Origin of the sequence: Membranihabitans marinus, assembly GCF_019802045.1 — a bacterium.
Taxonomy (GTDB): Bacteria; Bacteroidota; Bacteroidia; order Chitinophagales; family Saprospiraceae; genus Membranihabitans; species Membranihabitans marinus_A.
Map to the genome: position 1 here is coordinate 81,699 of NZ_JAHVHU010000011.1, position 15,709 is coordinate 97,407.

The following is a 15,709-nucleotide window of genomic DNA, read 5'->3' on the forward strand; positions in this document are numbered from 1 at the left end:
CCACGGGGTATTATTCTTTTGATCTGGCAAATACGACGGTAAATTTTGTCCCTTGATTCAGTTCACTTTCAAACCAGACCTGACCATTCATGATTTCCGCATACTTGTTGACAATAGACAGTCCCAGACCGGTCCCTTGAATATTCTGAGCATTCGCACCGCGGTAAAACCGCTCCAGCAAGTGTTCCTGATCTTCCGGTGACACCCCAATTCCATAGTCCCGGACCGAAATCTCTATTCGATTCGGAGTTTGGCTGGAGACCAGCTCAATCGGTGCGCCTTCTGACGAAAACTTGCTGGCATTGGAAATCAAGTTCATCAAAATATGCTTGAGCAAGGAGGTATCCAAAAACACCATCGGATCACCATCGTGCTGATAATTAATCTCCTGGTCTTTTTTTAAGTTGTGCTTTATTTGATCCAGCGTATTTTTAATCAGATCCTCCACATTGAAGTCTGAAAACCGGGGCTGTACTTTACCTTCTTCTATTTTACCTAAATTCAGAAAATCATCCAAAATACCAGTGAGGGTATTGACCGAAGAAATGATGCGCTGCAAATGCCGGTCGCGTTTTGGATGATCCGCTTCAGATGAATATTGACCGATCAAGTAGGCGGAAGATAGAATCGTACTCAGAGGCGTTCTAAATTCGTGCGAAGCCATCGATACAAACCGGGATTTCAATTCATTTAAATCCTTTTCGATTCTGAGGTCTTCCCGCAGACTTTGTTCAGCTTTTTTCAACTCTGTGATGTTCTTGATTATAATACCGATGTATTGGATCGGGTCTTCGCCCTCTATCAGTGGGAACGAGTCCAAAACATAGGTTCCACCAGCGATGGTATAAGGCAGTTCTAATCCGGTAATTCGCTCCTTGTGAATGAACACACGCGACAATTCAGATAGTATCACAGACCGTAATCCTTCCGGAAAAAAAGGGAAGATTTCCTGCCCAATTAATTCGTCAATATTTGCATTGAGCTGTCTGTGCAGTTCGCCGCCGGTGTAAACGAACCGATAGTGTTGGTCCACGATACAAATCACGCCATCCGGATAGTTTTTAAGCAATTGCAAAAACAGATGCTCTGTTCTCCGAAGTTCCTTTGTTCGCTCCTCTACTGTGTTCTCCAGCTCTGCATGGAGCTCTTCAAATTCGGACTCAACAGATTTCCGCCTGGATATATCGGCAATGTACGCGATGACATACTGGCCATCCTGACTCACATAATGCCCCAGACTCACTTCCACAGGAAATTCTGTGCCGTCCTTTCGGGCACCGAATAAATCCATCCCGATCCCCATCGGTCTGGAGTCTGGATTTTCAGAGTAATCTTCCCGGTAATTGACATGCTTTGCATGAAACCGTTTTGGGATCAAGGTTTCTATTTTACCACCGATGAGTTCTGTAGAATCATACCCAAACTTTTCCAGTGCGAACGGATTAATGGCAGTAATTTCACCAGTCAGCGTAGTGACTACGATTCCTATCGCTGCATGCTCGAAAAAAGCTTTAAAATGTTCATTGCTGACATCGGATTGTATTAATTTTTTCAGCATTATTTCGGCTCTTACTGGGCTCAAAGGAGCTTTTACTAAAGATAAATTATATTCCAGAGCTAAAATATCACATAAAACCCGGTATAACGAATGGCAATATTAGAAATATGTATATCAGAAGTAGTGCCATAAACAACCCGCCCATCAGAAATGGATAAAATACCAGAGCGTCTTTCTTTTTTGAACTGATGGAATGAGATAACAGTCCATGGACGGAACCGACGATCACGCTGTACAACACAATGACAATCCAAAAAAGTGCATCCTCCCCGATCACCACCGGCGTGCTGATCAGATAGATAATAATCAAGATCGATATTGCGGTGATGATACTATATATTCTTCGAGCCAAAACTTTATTTTTATGATGATCTAAAAACTATTACTTTTCATCCTACTTGCGGATGGAGTGACTATTAAAACTCATCAGAGGAACGGTCGCTGCATGGTCCACAAAATGCTTCACCGTACCTCTGTGAAATATTCCTCGAATGAAGGAGTTTTCTTTTTCAAAAAACACGACCAAATCTGCGTCGTTTTCGGAGACATAACCAGCTAAAGCCGGGGGAACCTGCTCAGAAACCAAAGCCTCGAATTTGATCTTTGGATATTGGACTACCTCAGTCAGCCATTGTTTAAATGCCGCTGCATCAGAATCCTTTCCGGGCTCCTCTTTGGATATATGCAGCACCGAAACAGCGGCGTCGTGCTTCTGCGCTACATCGGTGGTTCGATGAATGACCTCCAGATCATTGGGATTAAAATCAGATGCATATATAATGTGTTCAAAACCTTTAAATTCTGCTTCAGAAGGCACAGCCAAGACAGGACAAAAAGCTTTTGAAATCAATGCTTTTGTCGTGCTGCCCACGATGAGTTCGCGCAACTTACTACGCCCTTTCGTTCCGACCACCACCAGATCAGCTTCGCTGCGGTTAATGGTCTCCAGTATGCCATCGATGATGGTGCTGTTAAATACAACCTTAAAATCGATTTTGATCGGATCCGGTGTGTTCTTAATTGGGTTGGCCACATATTTTTTTAGCTGTTCCGTAATGGAGGCTCTTCTTTCATTCTCCATTTCTGTGTAGGAAGTCGATGATGAATTACTATTCATGGCGGTTGGCAAATCGCTTATATGCAATACAATAAGCTCAGCCCCATACCGCACTGAAAATTCTATGGCATAATCTAAAGCTCTGAGTGCGTTTTCAGAAAAATCTGTCGGATGGATGATGGTTTTCATGACTTTCATTTGATTACATCAAAAATAGATACGATTCTAAAACAACTTAATGATCAGTATCATACTCGGCCATGATCTTCATCAGATTATTTCATTCTGAATTCCTATATCTATGCAGCATAATGTCTGTTGACAGGAAACACTGGAGCAGAAAAGTATTATAAGTTAAAATTAAACGGGTGCGCATTACCACCCTGTTCAGATCCGGGTTCTAATATAAGGCCAGGGTCACCACAATAAAAGAAGAGTTCAAATGGATACTTCTATGCCACATCGTACCCCTCCTGATTCGCCACACATCAATGTGGGAACGATTACCTCAGTTCGCGGTAGTACGATAGATATCTATTTTGAAAATGACCTGCCACCCATCCGGTCAATGATTCTTGCGGGTCCCCAAAAAGAGATTACCATCGAAGTGCAGCTGCTCCTGGATAGACACCATGTTCGTGGCGTTGCACTGACTCCCACGCAAGGCCTGGCCAGAGGAATGGAGGCAGAATCACATAATAAACCCATACAAGTCCCGGTGGGACAGGCTACACTGGGCCATATGTTTGATGTATTCGGGAATCCATCAGATGATTATATATTGCCTGATGGGATGGAAAAACGAAGCATTCACAGGGCACCGCCTTCACTCCTGGAACGATCCACCCGTTCTGAAGTTTTTGAGACCGGAATAAAAGCCATCGACGTGCTGGTTCCATTGGAACGGGGCGGAAAGGCCGGACTGTTTGGCGGGGCTGGTGTTGGTAAAACTGTATTGTTGACAGAATTGATCCACAATATGGTCCGAAATCATGAGGGAGTCAGTATGTTTTGTGGTATCGGTGAGCGGTGCCGCGAAGGGCTGGAACTCTACCATGACATGAAAGATGCCGGCGTCCTGCCCAATATGGTAATGTTTTTCGGACAGATGAACGAACCTCCAGGCGCCCGGTTCCGGGTGGGGCATGCTGCGTTGACTATGGCAGAGTATTTCAGGGATGATGAACACAAAGATGTTCTGCTCCTCATCGATAACGTATTCCGATTTATCCAGGCTGGCATGGAAGTATCTGGCTTATTGGGCCAAATGCCATCCCGGCTGGGGTATCAGCCCACCATGGGCACAGAGTTGTCGCAATTGCAAGAACGAATCTCCAACACCAGGACCGGAGCGATCACTTCGATACAGGCTGTCTATGTACCGGCGGATGATCTGACTGACCCTGCGGCTGTCCATACCTTCTCTCACCTTTCTGCATCGATCGTTCTGTCCAGAAAAAGAGCGAGTGAAGGTCTGTACCCGGCCATTGATCACCTGGAATCTGATTCAAAGATGGCCACTCCGACCATCATCGGGGAACGGCATTACCGGATCGCACAGGAGATCAGACAGACGCTGGCTCAGTATGAAGAGCTAAAAGACATCATTGCAATGCTGGGGTTGGAACAGCTTTCCATGCAGGACCAAAAGGTCGTTAACCGATCCCGCAGATTGGAGCGGTTCCTCACCCAACCCTTTTTCACAACAGAGCAATTCACCCAATACAAGGGAAAAAATGTACGGCTGGAGGATGCGCTGGAGGGGTGCGAAAGAATATTGAGTGATGAATTTATGGATTATCAGGAAAGTGATTTTTATATGATCGGATCAATCGATGAAGTCGTAAAAAAAGCCCGGACCAGGAATCAAAAAGAGATTTGACCCATGAACGATGATCAAAAAATACAAATGAAAATTTTGCTTCCTAATAAGGTATTCGCAGAAGTTCAGGGAGTCACTAAAATAGGAGTAGAGACCCATGCCGGTGCATATGGTCTGTTGCCCCACCGGTTGGACGGGACCACAGGACTTATCCCTGGTATATTATCCTATGAAACAGAATCAGGAGCGACAAACTATGTAGCAGTCGATACGGGCATCCTGGTCAAATCAGGGTACGAAGTGCTGATCGCAGTGCGCAATGCGGTCGGGGGAGCACCACTGGAGGAACTTCGGAGCGTGGTGGAGGAAGAAATACTAGACCTCGATAAAAGCGAAGTAGAAGCGCGGTCCACGATGGCCAGACTGGAAAGTGGCTTTATTCGAAATTTTCAGAAAGTAATCGACGACCGATGAAAAAAGAGCGACCTACGATGCAGCGGTCCTTCAGTAAAGAAATCGGGGACAAAGCTGACCGAAAATTGAAAGCCCAAAAAGAAAAACCACGTGCCTGGTCCGGATTTGGGTTATTCGGGATAATAGGATGGTCTGTGGTCGTGCCCACACTCCTGGGAGCTGCACTTGGTGTATGGCTCGACAAGCGGTACCCCCAGCCTTTTTCCTGGACGTTGTCCCTTTTGGTCGCCGGTCTGATAGCCGGGCTGGCGATGGCGTGGAATTGGGTAGAAAAAGAAAATCAAGAAATCAATAAAAAAACGAATCAAGATGACGATTAAAATATTACTATCATTTTTTACGGGAATTGCACTGGGAAGTGCATTTTTCGGAGTCTTATGGCTGACCGTACAGAAAGGAGCCCGATCCAGTCAACCTGCGTTGATATTCATCAGTAGCTTTGTGCTCAGGATGGCCTCTGTGCTCGCCGTTTTTTACTATATGGTCCATATGGGATGGGAATACCTGCTGATCTGTCTGGGTGGATTTCTTATAACCCGGTTTATCGCCACTCGATTGTCCCAGAAAGCACCCCAACCGATCATGAAGATGGATAAAAGAAGCGCCGTATGAGAATCAGCCCTGATGAGATCATTTTCTGGCAGGAAGGATTTTTCCAGCTGAACCTGACGATCGTAATGACCTGGGTGATTATGATCCTCCTCGTGGTATCTTCATGGTTGATTACAAAAAATTTAAAATCAGAATTCCAAACCACGCGGTGGCAAACGATTCTGGAGATTGTGGTTCTGGCCATAAAAGACCAAATCGAGGAATTGGGATTGACAAAAGCAAGACGCTACATAGGATTCATAGGAACTATGTTTCTTTTTATCGTCATTTCCAATCTGTTGGCGATCATTCCCTGGTATGAACCTCCGACAGGTTCATTGTCCACCACCGTAGCCCTGGCGCTCTGCGTATTCATTGCGGTTCCCGTTTTTGGGATCGCAGAAAGTGGTATCAAAGGATATTTACGGACCTACATACAACCCAATGTACTCATGTTGCCATTCAATATCATCGGAGAAATATCGCGGACCATTTCACTGGCCATGCGGTTGTTTGGCAATATAATGAGCGGTGGGTTGATTCTGACGATTTTGCTTTCTATTGCGCCTTTTTTCTTTCCGGTGCTTATGAGCGCTTTTGGGATGCTCACCGGCGTAGTACAGGCATATATCTTTGCCATATTGGCTACGGTCTACATTGCGGCTGCTACAGAAGATGCACAAAAAATTACATCAAAAAATACGAATCAAAATGGATAACACAACAATTATTGCAGCAGTTTCAATAGTAACTGCAGGACTGACCACAGGAATCGGCAGTATGATGCCTGCCATCGGTGAAGGACGGGCCGTATCAACGGCGCTAAGTTCCATCGCACAACAGCCGGATGCAGCTTCGACGATCACCCGGACCCTCTTTGTAGGACTGGCTATGATCGAATCGACCGCGATCTATTGCTTTGTACTGTCGATGATCCTCATTTTTGCCAACCCTTTCTGGAACCAGTTCATAGTAAATTAATCGCTTATAATGGAGATCAACTGGTTTACAGTTATAGCACAAATCGTCAATTTTCTTATCCTTGTATGGCTGCTCAAGCGCTTTTTATACAAGCCGGTATTGAATGCCATCGATTCACGGGAGAAAAAAATCGCTGAACAGCTGAGTGAAGCTGAACATGAAAAAGCAGAAGCTCAAAAAGCACGGGAAAAATTCAAACATAAAAATGCGGCATTTGATAAAGAAAAATCAGAAATAAAAGCTGCTGCAGCTGAGGCCGTCCGGAAAGAGAAACAAAGGCGGTTTGATGAGATTCGGGCAGAAGCTCAGGCATTGCGTGCCCGTTATGCTGAAGCGATGGCCCGTGACGCCAAGGAGCAGACCGGGCTACTGAAACAAAAACTACAGGATGGCGTTTTTGCTATTTCCAGTAAAGCCCTGGAAGACCTGGCCGATGCCGATCTTGAATCGCAGATCGTTTCCGTCTTTATTGACAAAATAAATGATTGGGACGATCGGGAAAATAAAAATTTTGAGGAAGCACTCTCTGGTGCGGGGTCGATTCTGATCGAAAGTGCCTTCTCTATGGAACAAGCATCCAGGGATAAGCTTGAAAAAGCGCTCTACAAAGCTGCAAACAGATCTGTACCCGTTCGATATGAAGTCGTACCAGATCTGGTTAGTGGGATCTCGATCCATACCGGCAAATTCCAGTTTTCCTGGAATATCAATTCGTACCTGGATGTATTTCAAAAGGAATTCACATCCTTGTTATCACACAAGCAGAAAGACCATGTCACATCCTAATTTCATAGAAACTATAGAAAATACTTTTCGTGAAATCAGCGAAAGAAAAGCGGAGTTTACTCCCCGGATTCAGTATCGGGAAAAAGGTATCGTCACACATGTGTCATCCGGCATCGCCCTCGTGAGCGGGCTGCCGGGTACAGGGAACGAAGAGCTGCTGGAATTCCCCAATGGTCTGTTCGGAATCGCATTTAATCTGGATCCGGATGAAATAGGCGTAATCCTTCTGGGACCGGAAGATCGATTGCGTGCCGGTGATCCGGTTACGAGGACCCACCGGATTGCTGATATTCCGGTCGGCGAGGAACTCTCAGGTCGCGTCGTGAATCCCCTCGGCTTACCCCTGGATGGCAAAGGTCCTGTGGTATCCAGCCAGAGGTACCCCGTCGAGCGTGCGGCCCCGCCAATCATGCATCGTGAAGCGGTCAATGTACCATTGCAAACCGGGATCAAGGTCATCGATGCCATCATTCCGATCGGAAGGGGACAACGCGAACTGATCCTGGGAGATCGTCAGACGGGAAAGACTTCGATCGCGATCGACACCATAATCAATCAAAAAGGTAAAAATGTCATCTGTGTTTATTGTGCGATCGCACAGCGCTCTGCTTCCGTGGCTAAGGTGATATCTCAGCTCAATGATCATGGCGCGATGGACTATACCACTGTCGTGGTCACCGAAGGGAACGATCCGCCGGGATTGCAATACATAGCACCGTACGCCGCCACAAGCATTGCGGAATACTTTATGGAACAGGGATCCGACGTGTTGATCGTATACGATGACCTCACCCACCACGCCCGGGCCTACCGGGAACTCTCTCTTTTACTCCGGCGGCCACCAGGCAGGGAGGCCTTTCCGGGTGATATATTTTATATTCATTCCAGGTTGCTTGAAAGATCCACCCATCTGAACAAGGCTCATGGTGGAGGATCCCTCACTGCGTTGCCTGTCATAGAAACAGAGGCACAAAATATTTCAGCGTATATTCCGACCAACTTGATCTCCATCACGGACGGACAGTTGTATCTTTCTCCGAGATTGTTCGACCTGGGTGTGTTACCGGCAGTGGATGTGGCTACTTCAGTCTCCCGGGTAGGTGGCAAAGCTCAGCTCACTGTGTATCGGGAAGTAGCCGGCAATCTGAAGCTGGCTTATGCCCAGTTTGAGGAATTGGAGTCATTTATGCGTTTTGGGACCCGAATGGATGAAAGAAGCAGAGAAATCATTGCGCATGGAAATCGGATAAGAGCCTGTCTAAAACAGCCCGAGTTGAATCCCGTTTCAGTCCCGGATCAAATCATGCTTTTACTGGCATTAACCGGCGGGTTACTGAAAAATATTCCTCTGGAGAAAATACCAGAAGCAGAACGTTTACTCAGTCAGGGTTCATCCCGGCTTCCAGAGGAACTAGTGCGGCGCATTCACTCTTCCGAAGCACTGAAGGAAGTGGATAAAACCTTTATTTTCAGCGTGATTCAGGAGATTCTTCAGCCTTTGGTGGAAGATAATTTAGATTTTAGAGACGCATCATGACAGGTTCACTTGAGAACATACAACGGCGAACAAAGAGTGCCGGAGAGTTGGCTCTAGTCGTGCGGACCATGAAAGCCATGGCGATATCCAATATGACCAGTTTTGAAATGGCTGTTGAGGCCTTACAGGATTACTATCGGTCGATTTCGCTGGGCATGTATGTTAGCTTAAGAGATCAGATCACCAGTGAGACAGTAATGCACGATCAAGCCGGACCCGTACGGCATGTAGCCATCGTCTTCGGTTCTGATCAGGGATTGGTCGGACCATTCAATGATACCATCAGTTTATTTTCAAAAAAAACATTGAAAGCAGTGCCGGGGCGGATGGAGTCCTGGGCAATTGGTGAGCGAACTTTTTTTCGCTTATCGGAATCAGAACTTTTTCCGACAAAATTATTTACTGTCCCTACCTCTGTATCTGGTATCACGCCACTGGTTAATCATATTCTAACTCATATTGAGGAATTCAGAAAAAGCCCCAACTCAGGTTCCATCTTCGTTTTTCACAACAGCCCCCTGACCGGCGAAACTTATCAGCCCAAAAGCCGGCGTTTGTTTCCGATAGATGAACAATGGGAACAGGAAGTCCGACAACTCCGGTGGCCTACCAGGAATCTACCCGAAACGATTGGCCATCCAAAAGAAACATTGCGGACACTGGTTCGGGAATACCTATTCGTATCCCTTTACAAAGCCTGTGCCGAATCCCTGGCCAGTGAAAATGCCAGTCGGCTGGCGGCTATGACTCGAGCCGAAAAAAATATTGAAGAAATGCTGGAAGTGCTGCAACAAAACTACAACCGGATGAGGCAAAGCATGATTGACGAAGAATTGTTTGATGTAGTGGCTGGATTTGAAGCGTTGAAAAAGAAAGGATAAATCACAAGAGGGGCATGGTGGGAGGAACTTGTAGTGGAGGTTGGAGGGAGAGGATAGTGCCTTACACCTCTGGAACAGGTCAGGTGTAAGGTTTACCTCATGACCTAAGGAAGGCCCCCCAATCTTCACACCAGGCCAGGTGCCTTCCACCAATACCTAGCCTGGATGAGCCAGAACCAATGAGGATGGGGGAAGAAGGTTGCTAGTGCGTGGAATCATAAGTAATGTATGCTATAGAAGAGATTATTTTTTGACACATCGAAGAAGCAAAACCGCGCATAGCCATAGCTAAGTAAGGATTTTGATGATGAAGATATGTCAATAAAAGAAGCCTTCAATAGTGTATAGTATTTATGAGTTCGTGCACTAGTAGGGCAGGCGTGAGAGCGACCCGTCTTAACCCTTATTCTCCCCAATGATATCACTATGTAATAAATCTTGCCAAAAAATGGCTGGATTTGATTTGCAAGACACATAACGGATCAATTAGTAAACTCCCAGAGGTGAATTTTGTACCAAACTCTTGAACAGAACTTGGCAGGATCCAAAGTATCGGCGACTTTTTACATTGTGATCCATCTCTGGCGGATCGTTGCCGGTTGAAGAGCACCAAAACGGGAAATAATTCCCCATCGCTATGGATATTCATCAGGAATGTTGCTCAAGCCAGCCCGGATCATTGATTGAACAACAGGATCTTTTTGGTAGCTACAAATCCTTGATTTTCTAATCTGATAAAATACATTCCATGAGCTTGTTTGCTCAAGTCAAGTACTGATCCATTTTCTACTCTGCCATTTTCCATGACCCGTCCCAGGTGGTTGAATATGGTATAGTTGAGCGAGATTCCTTTTTGAACCTCTATTTTTATCCGACCTGAGGTGGGGTTGGGATATATGGAAACTGGCTTTATTTCGGCAGCGCTTATTTCAGAATAATCAGGAATGCCTGGTTCCACTAGAGACCCAGCCATCGCAGTGGTATCGCGAACCGGTACCAGCAGGATAGTTTCCAGATCCAAGGTAGAATCTCCGGAAAGAACTAGCGTATCCGACCAGCCGTCCGCCATGATCAGCGAGTCGGGATGAAAAGCTTCATATCCAGGTGGTACATCAATATTAATCCGGTACGATCCCGGAAGAAGCGGACTAAAAACGACAGTGCCCTTGCTGCCTTGCCAATTGCCAGATAAACGGGTATCCACAGGATTGGACCCTGTAACAGAATCAATCCGATAAAGGGTCACCGGAATAGAGTCTGTACCGACGCCACCGGGGAACCGGGCCGCTGGCAAGTCGGATTCCTTTACGATATGTGCTTTGATCCTATTGAGATCAGGTCGGGGTACCGAATGGATATAGATCATCTGGTCGCGGAAGGATTTGTTCCCCACACCGTCTTCGGCCGTCCACCGGCGGACAAAAGCCAGGGTATCACTGGTTTCGGGATCCACTATGGGCGTTGTGGTCACTGTATCCCACACCACATACCGGCAGATATCGAGGATACGGACATCGGAGGGTGCCGGAGGAAGACGATCAGGTGAATCGATGCTGATATCAGGCGGAAAATTCCGGAAAACGGGCGGGTCCAGGTCGTAAAGTGCCACAAAGTTTTCGAAGGATTTTGTTACCCCACACCGGTCTGTCACTTCATATGTATACTCCAGCAGTTTCCACATCCCGTGAGGCCGGGGTTCGGGAAGATCTGCCGGGTATATGTTGCTTCGAAAAGAAATCCTCCCCCGGTGTGGGCTGATGTCCAGGTCGTCTCTGGAAATATCAGGGGGCAGGCAGTCGGTTAGATGGATCGTATCTCCCCGGGCTACACCGGATACCAATTGAATCTCCAGGGACGGCAAAATCCGTAAAGTCTGTGTCGCTTCCAGCTTACCGAGGTTATTATAATCCGCCCCTGGTGCGATTCTTAGTTCTCCTTTCAATTCATATTTCCCCGGATTAACGCCATTATAGCCTCCTTTTTTCCACTCCACCGAAACCTCGACTACGCTGTCATCTTCCAATGTTACCAAAACAATGTCTGGCAAGTTTCTGACATCTTCCCAAGCAGTACCGTAACATAGTTCTACGATGGCTTCTGGATCTGACACCGAGACCACTTCCGGCAAACAGGCGTATGCCACGTCCGCTTCTGTGGCACACTCTCCGGTATTATTACTTATCGTTCTGGGCCCTGTTCCTTCTAAGTAGGTGCAGATGTTGGACAGGTCGCAATAGGAGAGTATAGGATTATCTTGTATCCGTAAATCCGTGATCGATCCCGGATCAATGTTTTCCAGCCCCTCGAGGGAAGGTAGTATGGCATTATTCTGAATCCACAGCCACCCCCCGACCGATGACAAGGACGATAAACCATCCACATTCGTCAAAGAACTATTATCTCGAATGTCCAGATTTCCGCCGACCGATGACAAGGACGATAATCCGTCCAAATTCGCCAAAGCACCATTATTGTAAAGAGCCAGATCACCACCGATCGATGACAAGGACGATAAACCACCCACATTTGTCAAAGAAACATTACTCACAATATAAAGTTTCCTGCCGATCGACAACAATGACGATAAACCGTCCACATTCGTCAAAGAGCTATTATAAAAAATGTAAAGACTCGCGCCGATCGAATTCAAGGCGGATAAACCGTCCACATTCATCAAAGAACTATTATCTCGAATTTCCAGAACGACGCCGATCGATGTCAAGGACGATAATCCGTCCACATTCGCCAGAGAACCATTATTATAAATATTCAGACCCCCGTCGATCGATGTCAAGGACGATAAACCGTCCACATTCGCCAGAGAACCATTATTATAAATATTCAGATCCCCGCCGATCGATGACAATGACGATAAACCGTCCACATTCTTCAAAGAACTATTATTGTAAATAAGCAGATACCCGCCGATCGTTTCCAGGTTTTCGAGGGGGCTTAAGTCCATAATATTATTTCCGGATATGCCAAGATGGCCGGGCAGAGTCGTGCAAGATGGATAATTCGTGGCAAAGGCATTAACCTCAGCCTGAGACAAGAGGGTGACATCCCCGGTGGGGCATTGCGCCCGTGCTACTATGGTAAGAAAAATGAAGAATAAGAGGTGTGGAATAATGGTTTGAGGTTTCATAGAATATGGAAGTATTAAAGCTAAGGTAATATCAAATTTTCGGCGCACGATTCGTTAATAAAATAATTTGTATAAATATAAAATAAATATTCGGTAAATTCCAATAACCTTAAAGTATAATGTGCTTGCTTGAAAATAATTATATATATATAGCATTAGCCAGATCTTTTGCGCACCAGTGCATCATGAACTAAATTCTTAAGGTAGTAAACGGGATGGATGACTGAATGAAGCCTGCAGGCACAAGGTCCAGTGGACCTTGGATGAGGGAACCGAAAATCTCCTTTTTCGCGCGGGCAAGCTTACATCTTTGGACCGGATTGAACTCTTGCAACTTAAAAACACCCTTTATACCCCGTGCATTTCAACACAATGCCATACCGCGTCCCGCGGCATGCGGGAGGCATTATTCCACAGGGCGAGTCAAAACCGGATCGATTATTTCGTTCCAGTCCCTAATAATGTTGCTGCTTTCCGTTTCCCTAAAATTCGTACTAAATCTTCTTTGTCCGCTTCTTCTTTGTCCAGTAAAAGCTGTGCCAGCTCTGTGAGTTCATCCTTATGCTCGGTCAAGATGCTCAGTGCGCGGTTGTATTGGGAAAGAATCAGCTGCTGTACTTCTTGATCGATAAGCTTCCCCATATTTTCGCTGTACGGCTTACCGAGTAGGCGCTCATATTGACCGGTGGAATCGTAAAAACTGATCGGCCCAATTTCTTTATCAAATCCATAATAAGCCACCATGTTATAAGCTTGCTTTGTCACCTTCTCCAGATCATCCAACGCTCCAGATGACACTTCATCAAAAATAATCTCTTCAGCTGCCCGGCCGGCCAACATGGCACACATTTGATCTAAAAACTGCCCCTTGGTAACAATCTGACGTTCTTTAGGCAAATACCACGCTGCACCCAATGACTTCCCTCTGGGAATGATCGATACCTTGACCAAAGAATCCACATTTTCCATATACCAGCTGGCTACCGCATGACCGGCTTCATGGTGAGCCACAATATATTTTTCTTTGGGTGAAATAATTTTACTTTTCCGTTCCAGTCCGCCCACAATCCGATCCCGCGCCTGTGCAAAATCATTTTGTGATATCATATTCTTTTTATGACGGGCTGCATATAGTGCCGCTTCGTTGCAAATGTTCGCAATATCAGCGCCCGAAAAGCCCGGTGTCAATGCCGCCAGCAGTTCCACATCCACATCATCGTCCAGCTTCAGTGGTTTGAGGTGAACCCGGAATATTTGAATCCTTTCTTCTTTAGTGGGCAATTCCAGATAGATGTGACGGTCGAATCGGCCCGCCCTTAACAGTGCTTTATCCAGGGTCTCTACACGGTTCGTCGCAGCCAGGACGATCACACCCGTGTTGGGTCCAAAACCATCCAACTCCGCAAGCATTTGATTCAGGGTATTTTCTCTTTCATCGTTGGATTGGAGGGCATTCCCCTTATCCCGGCTACGCCCTACAGCATCGATTTCATCAATAAAGATGATACTGGGTGCCTTTTCCTTGGCTTTTTTAAAGAGATCCCGTACCCGGGATGCACCCACCCCTACAAACATTTCAACAAATTCTGAACCCGATAATGAAAAGAAAGGCACCCGGGCTTCGCCAGCCACCGCCTTAGCGAGTAATGTCTTCCCTGTGCCCGGAGGCCCATACAAGAGAATGCCTTTAGGTATTTTAGCGCCGAGTCTGGTATACTCACTCGGATTTTTGAGAAAATCCACCACCTCCATCACCTCAACTTTGGCTTCTTTCAAACCGGCTACATCTTCAAAAGTGACTTCACTTCGAGTATCGATATCAGTGAGTTTGGCCGTTGATTTTCCGAAATTGAACATGGAGCCGATTCCTCCGCCTTGGCCCATTCTACCCATTCTCCGGAAAATAAAAAGCCAAAAAAGCACAATCAATGCAAAAGGCAAGAGCCAGGAAATACCACTCCACCAGTTGACCCGGTTTTCGTATTTGAGTTCGACCTTCTCTGCCGGTGTAAAGTCTTGCTGAGCTTCTTCCCATTTGCTTTCAAAACCTTCAATCGACCCAATTTGCATCGTATAATGCGGCGCGGCCATCCCCTGAAAGAAATTATCCGGAATATCCTGGTATTTCTCTTCTTCCAGCCGGCCCGGTTTAATGTAAATCTCCGCCTGTTCTTTGTTAACCACCACTACTTTTTCGACATCATGTTGACTCAGCATATCCTGCTCAAAGCGCAACCAGCTTATTTCCGCCCCCTCTGTAGCTGGATTCATAAGGTAAGACCCGATCAATATCACCAAGAACACGGCATATATCCAATAAATATTAAAGCCCTTTGGTGATTTTTTTTCATTAGATTTTTTTGCTTGCATTTTGCTTGATTTGTGATAGCTTACATTGAGTCCACTCCAGAAAATCATATTTTAAAATGATTAGCCCCGGTGCTTTAGCCCGAGATATCTATCATGACACACATATTGGCTTTCACCATTAATAAATTAACACATTCAGGGATAAAGCCCAATATAATTTTGCATTATCATCCCCGGCCTAAAGGCACGGGGCTAATAAAATAATAAACTGACTTTTCGGAGTAAGCTCATACATTCAATAATTTGACCTGACGATCCAGATCATCACACGGTCACCGGCCCGTCTCATAAAATGTCAGTCAACAATTAATCCCTACTGCACCAGCCCTTGGAATATAAGCATAAAAATAAGGAACTCTGTACATTTAAGCCACATCCTTGGTCAGTCATGCAAATGATAGTAATCAGGCAGTAAGCGCGACATAGAAGGTAACGGGAAGTACCTGATATAAGATCACTTTGAAATTCTTTCGTTCTCGTTTTTTATTCCAGTCTAATTCCCCGCAT

The 15,709-nt window shown here is 45.9% G+C and carries 14 protein-coding genes; 9 read left to right on the forward strand and 5 right to left on the reverse strand.

The features are described from left to right. Positions 1 to 10 precede the first annotated feature (10 nt). From KUV50_RS12590 to KUV50_RS12600, 3 genes are all read right to left on the reverse strand, one after another. Positions 11 to 1,558 (reverse strand): PAS domain-containing sensor histidine kinase, encoded by a 1,548-nt coding sequence (locus tag KUV50_RS12590; protein ID WP_222580517.1) that lies wholly within the window; start codon positions 1,556 to 1,558, stop codon positions 11 to 13. Between the two features lie 67 nt (positions 1,559 to 1,625). Continuing rightward, entirely contained in the window at positions 1,626 to 1,910 is a 285-nt protein-coding gene (locus KUV50_RS12595) for a hypothetical protein (RefSeq protein ID WP_222580518.1), read from the reverse strand. A 42-nt stretch (positions 1,911 to 1,952) separates the two neighbouring features. Beyond that, positions 1,953 to 2,804 carry a universal stress protein gene (locus KUV50_RS12600; protein ID WP_222580519.1) on the reverse strand — a complete coding sequence of 284 codons (852 nt, stop codon included), beginning with the start codon at positions 2,802 to 2,804 and terminating at the stop codon, positions 1,953 to 1,955. Between the two features lie 265 nt (positions 2,805 to 3,069). Here KUV50_RS12600 and atpD point away from each other — a divergent pair, with 265 nt between their 5' ends. From atpD to KUV50_RS12645, 9 genes are read left to right on the forward strand one after another with little or no spacing between them, the layout of a single operon-like run. Next, complete coding sequence (atpD, locus tag KUV50_RS12605) at positions 3,070 to 4,497, forward strand: F0F1 ATP synthase subunit beta (protein ID WP_222580520.1); 1,428 nt, start codon at positions 3,070 to 3,072, stop codon at positions 4,495 to 4,497. 27 nt (positions 4,498 to 4,524) lie between these two features. Next, positions 4,525 to 4,911, forward strand: coding sequence for a F0F1 ATP synthase subunit epsilon (locus tag KUV50_RS12610; RefSeq protein ID WP_222580521.1), 387 nt, complete (start codon positions 4,525 to 4,527; stop codon positions 4,909 to 4,911). Next, on the forward strand, positions 4,908 to 5,231 hold the full coding sequence (locus KUV50_RS12615; protein WP_222580522.1) for an AtpZ/AtpI family protein: 324 nt from the start codon (positions 4,908 to 4,910) through the stop codon (positions 5,229 to 5,231). Before KUV50_RS12610 ends, KUV50_RS12615 begins: the two co-directional genes overlap by 4 nt. Next, entirely contained in the window at positions 5,221 to 5,523 is a 303-nt protein-coding gene (locus tag KUV50_RS12620; RefSeq protein WP_222580523.1) for an ATP synthase subunit I, read from the forward strand. Before KUV50_RS12615 ends, KUV50_RS12620 begins: the two co-directional genes overlap by 11 nt. After that, entirely contained in the window at positions 5,520 to 6,221 is a 702-nt protein-coding gene (locus tag KUV50_RS12625) for a F0F1 ATP synthase subunit A (protein ID WP_222580524.1), read from the forward strand. Before KUV50_RS12620 ends, KUV50_RS12625 begins: the two co-directional genes overlap by 4 nt. Further along, complete coding sequence (locus KUV50_RS12630) at positions 6,214 to 6,483, forward strand: F0F1 ATP synthase subunit C (RefSeq protein WP_222580525.1); 270 nt, start codon at positions 6,214 to 6,216, stop codon at positions 6,481 to 6,483. The genes KUV50_RS12625 and KUV50_RS12630 overlap by 8 nt, the downstream gene beginning before the upstream one ends. Positions 6,484 to 6,492: 9 nt before the next feature. Further along, positions 6,493 to 7,269, forward strand: a complete 777-nt coding sequence (locus tag KUV50_RS12635; protein WP_222580526.1) for a hypothetical protein — start codon at positions 6,493 to 6,495, stop codon at positions 7,267 to 7,269. After that, a complete protein-coding gene (locus KUV50_RS12640; RefSeq protein WP_222580527.1) occupies positions 7,256 to 8,806 on the forward strand; it encodes an alternate F1F0 ATPase, F1 subunit alpha in 1,551 nt (516 codons plus the stop codon). Before KUV50_RS12635 ends, KUV50_RS12640 begins: the two co-directional genes overlap by 14 nt. Continuing rightward, positions 8,803 to 9,687: a F0F1 ATP synthase subunit gamma gene (locus KUV50_RS12645; RefSeq protein WP_222580528.1), complete on the forward strand. Its 885-nt coding sequence runs from the start codon at positions 8,803 to 8,805 to the stop codon at positions 9,685 to 9,687. The genes KUV50_RS12640 and KUV50_RS12645 overlap by 4 nt, the downstream gene beginning before the upstream one ends. A gap of 676 nt (positions 9,688 to 10,363) precedes the next feature. Here the strand turns inward: KUV50_RS12645 and KUV50_RS12650 are convergent. Together KUV50_RS12650 and ftsH are read right to left on the reverse strand one after the other, a co-directional pair. Then, positions 10,364 to 12,832, reverse strand: coding sequence for a T9SS type A sorting domain-containing protein (locus KUV50_RS12650; RefSeq protein WP_222580529.1), 2,469 nt, complete (start codon positions 12,830 to 12,832; stop codon positions 10,364 to 10,366). 438 nt (positions 12,833 to 13,270) lie between these two features. After that, positions 13,271 to 15,202, reverse strand: coding sequence for an ATP-dependent zinc metalloprotease FtsH (gene ftsH / locus KUV50_RS12655; protein ID WP_222580530.1), 1,932 nt, complete (start codon positions 15,200 to 15,202; stop codon positions 13,271 to 13,273). Positions 15,203 to 15,709 lie beyond the last annotated feature (507 nt).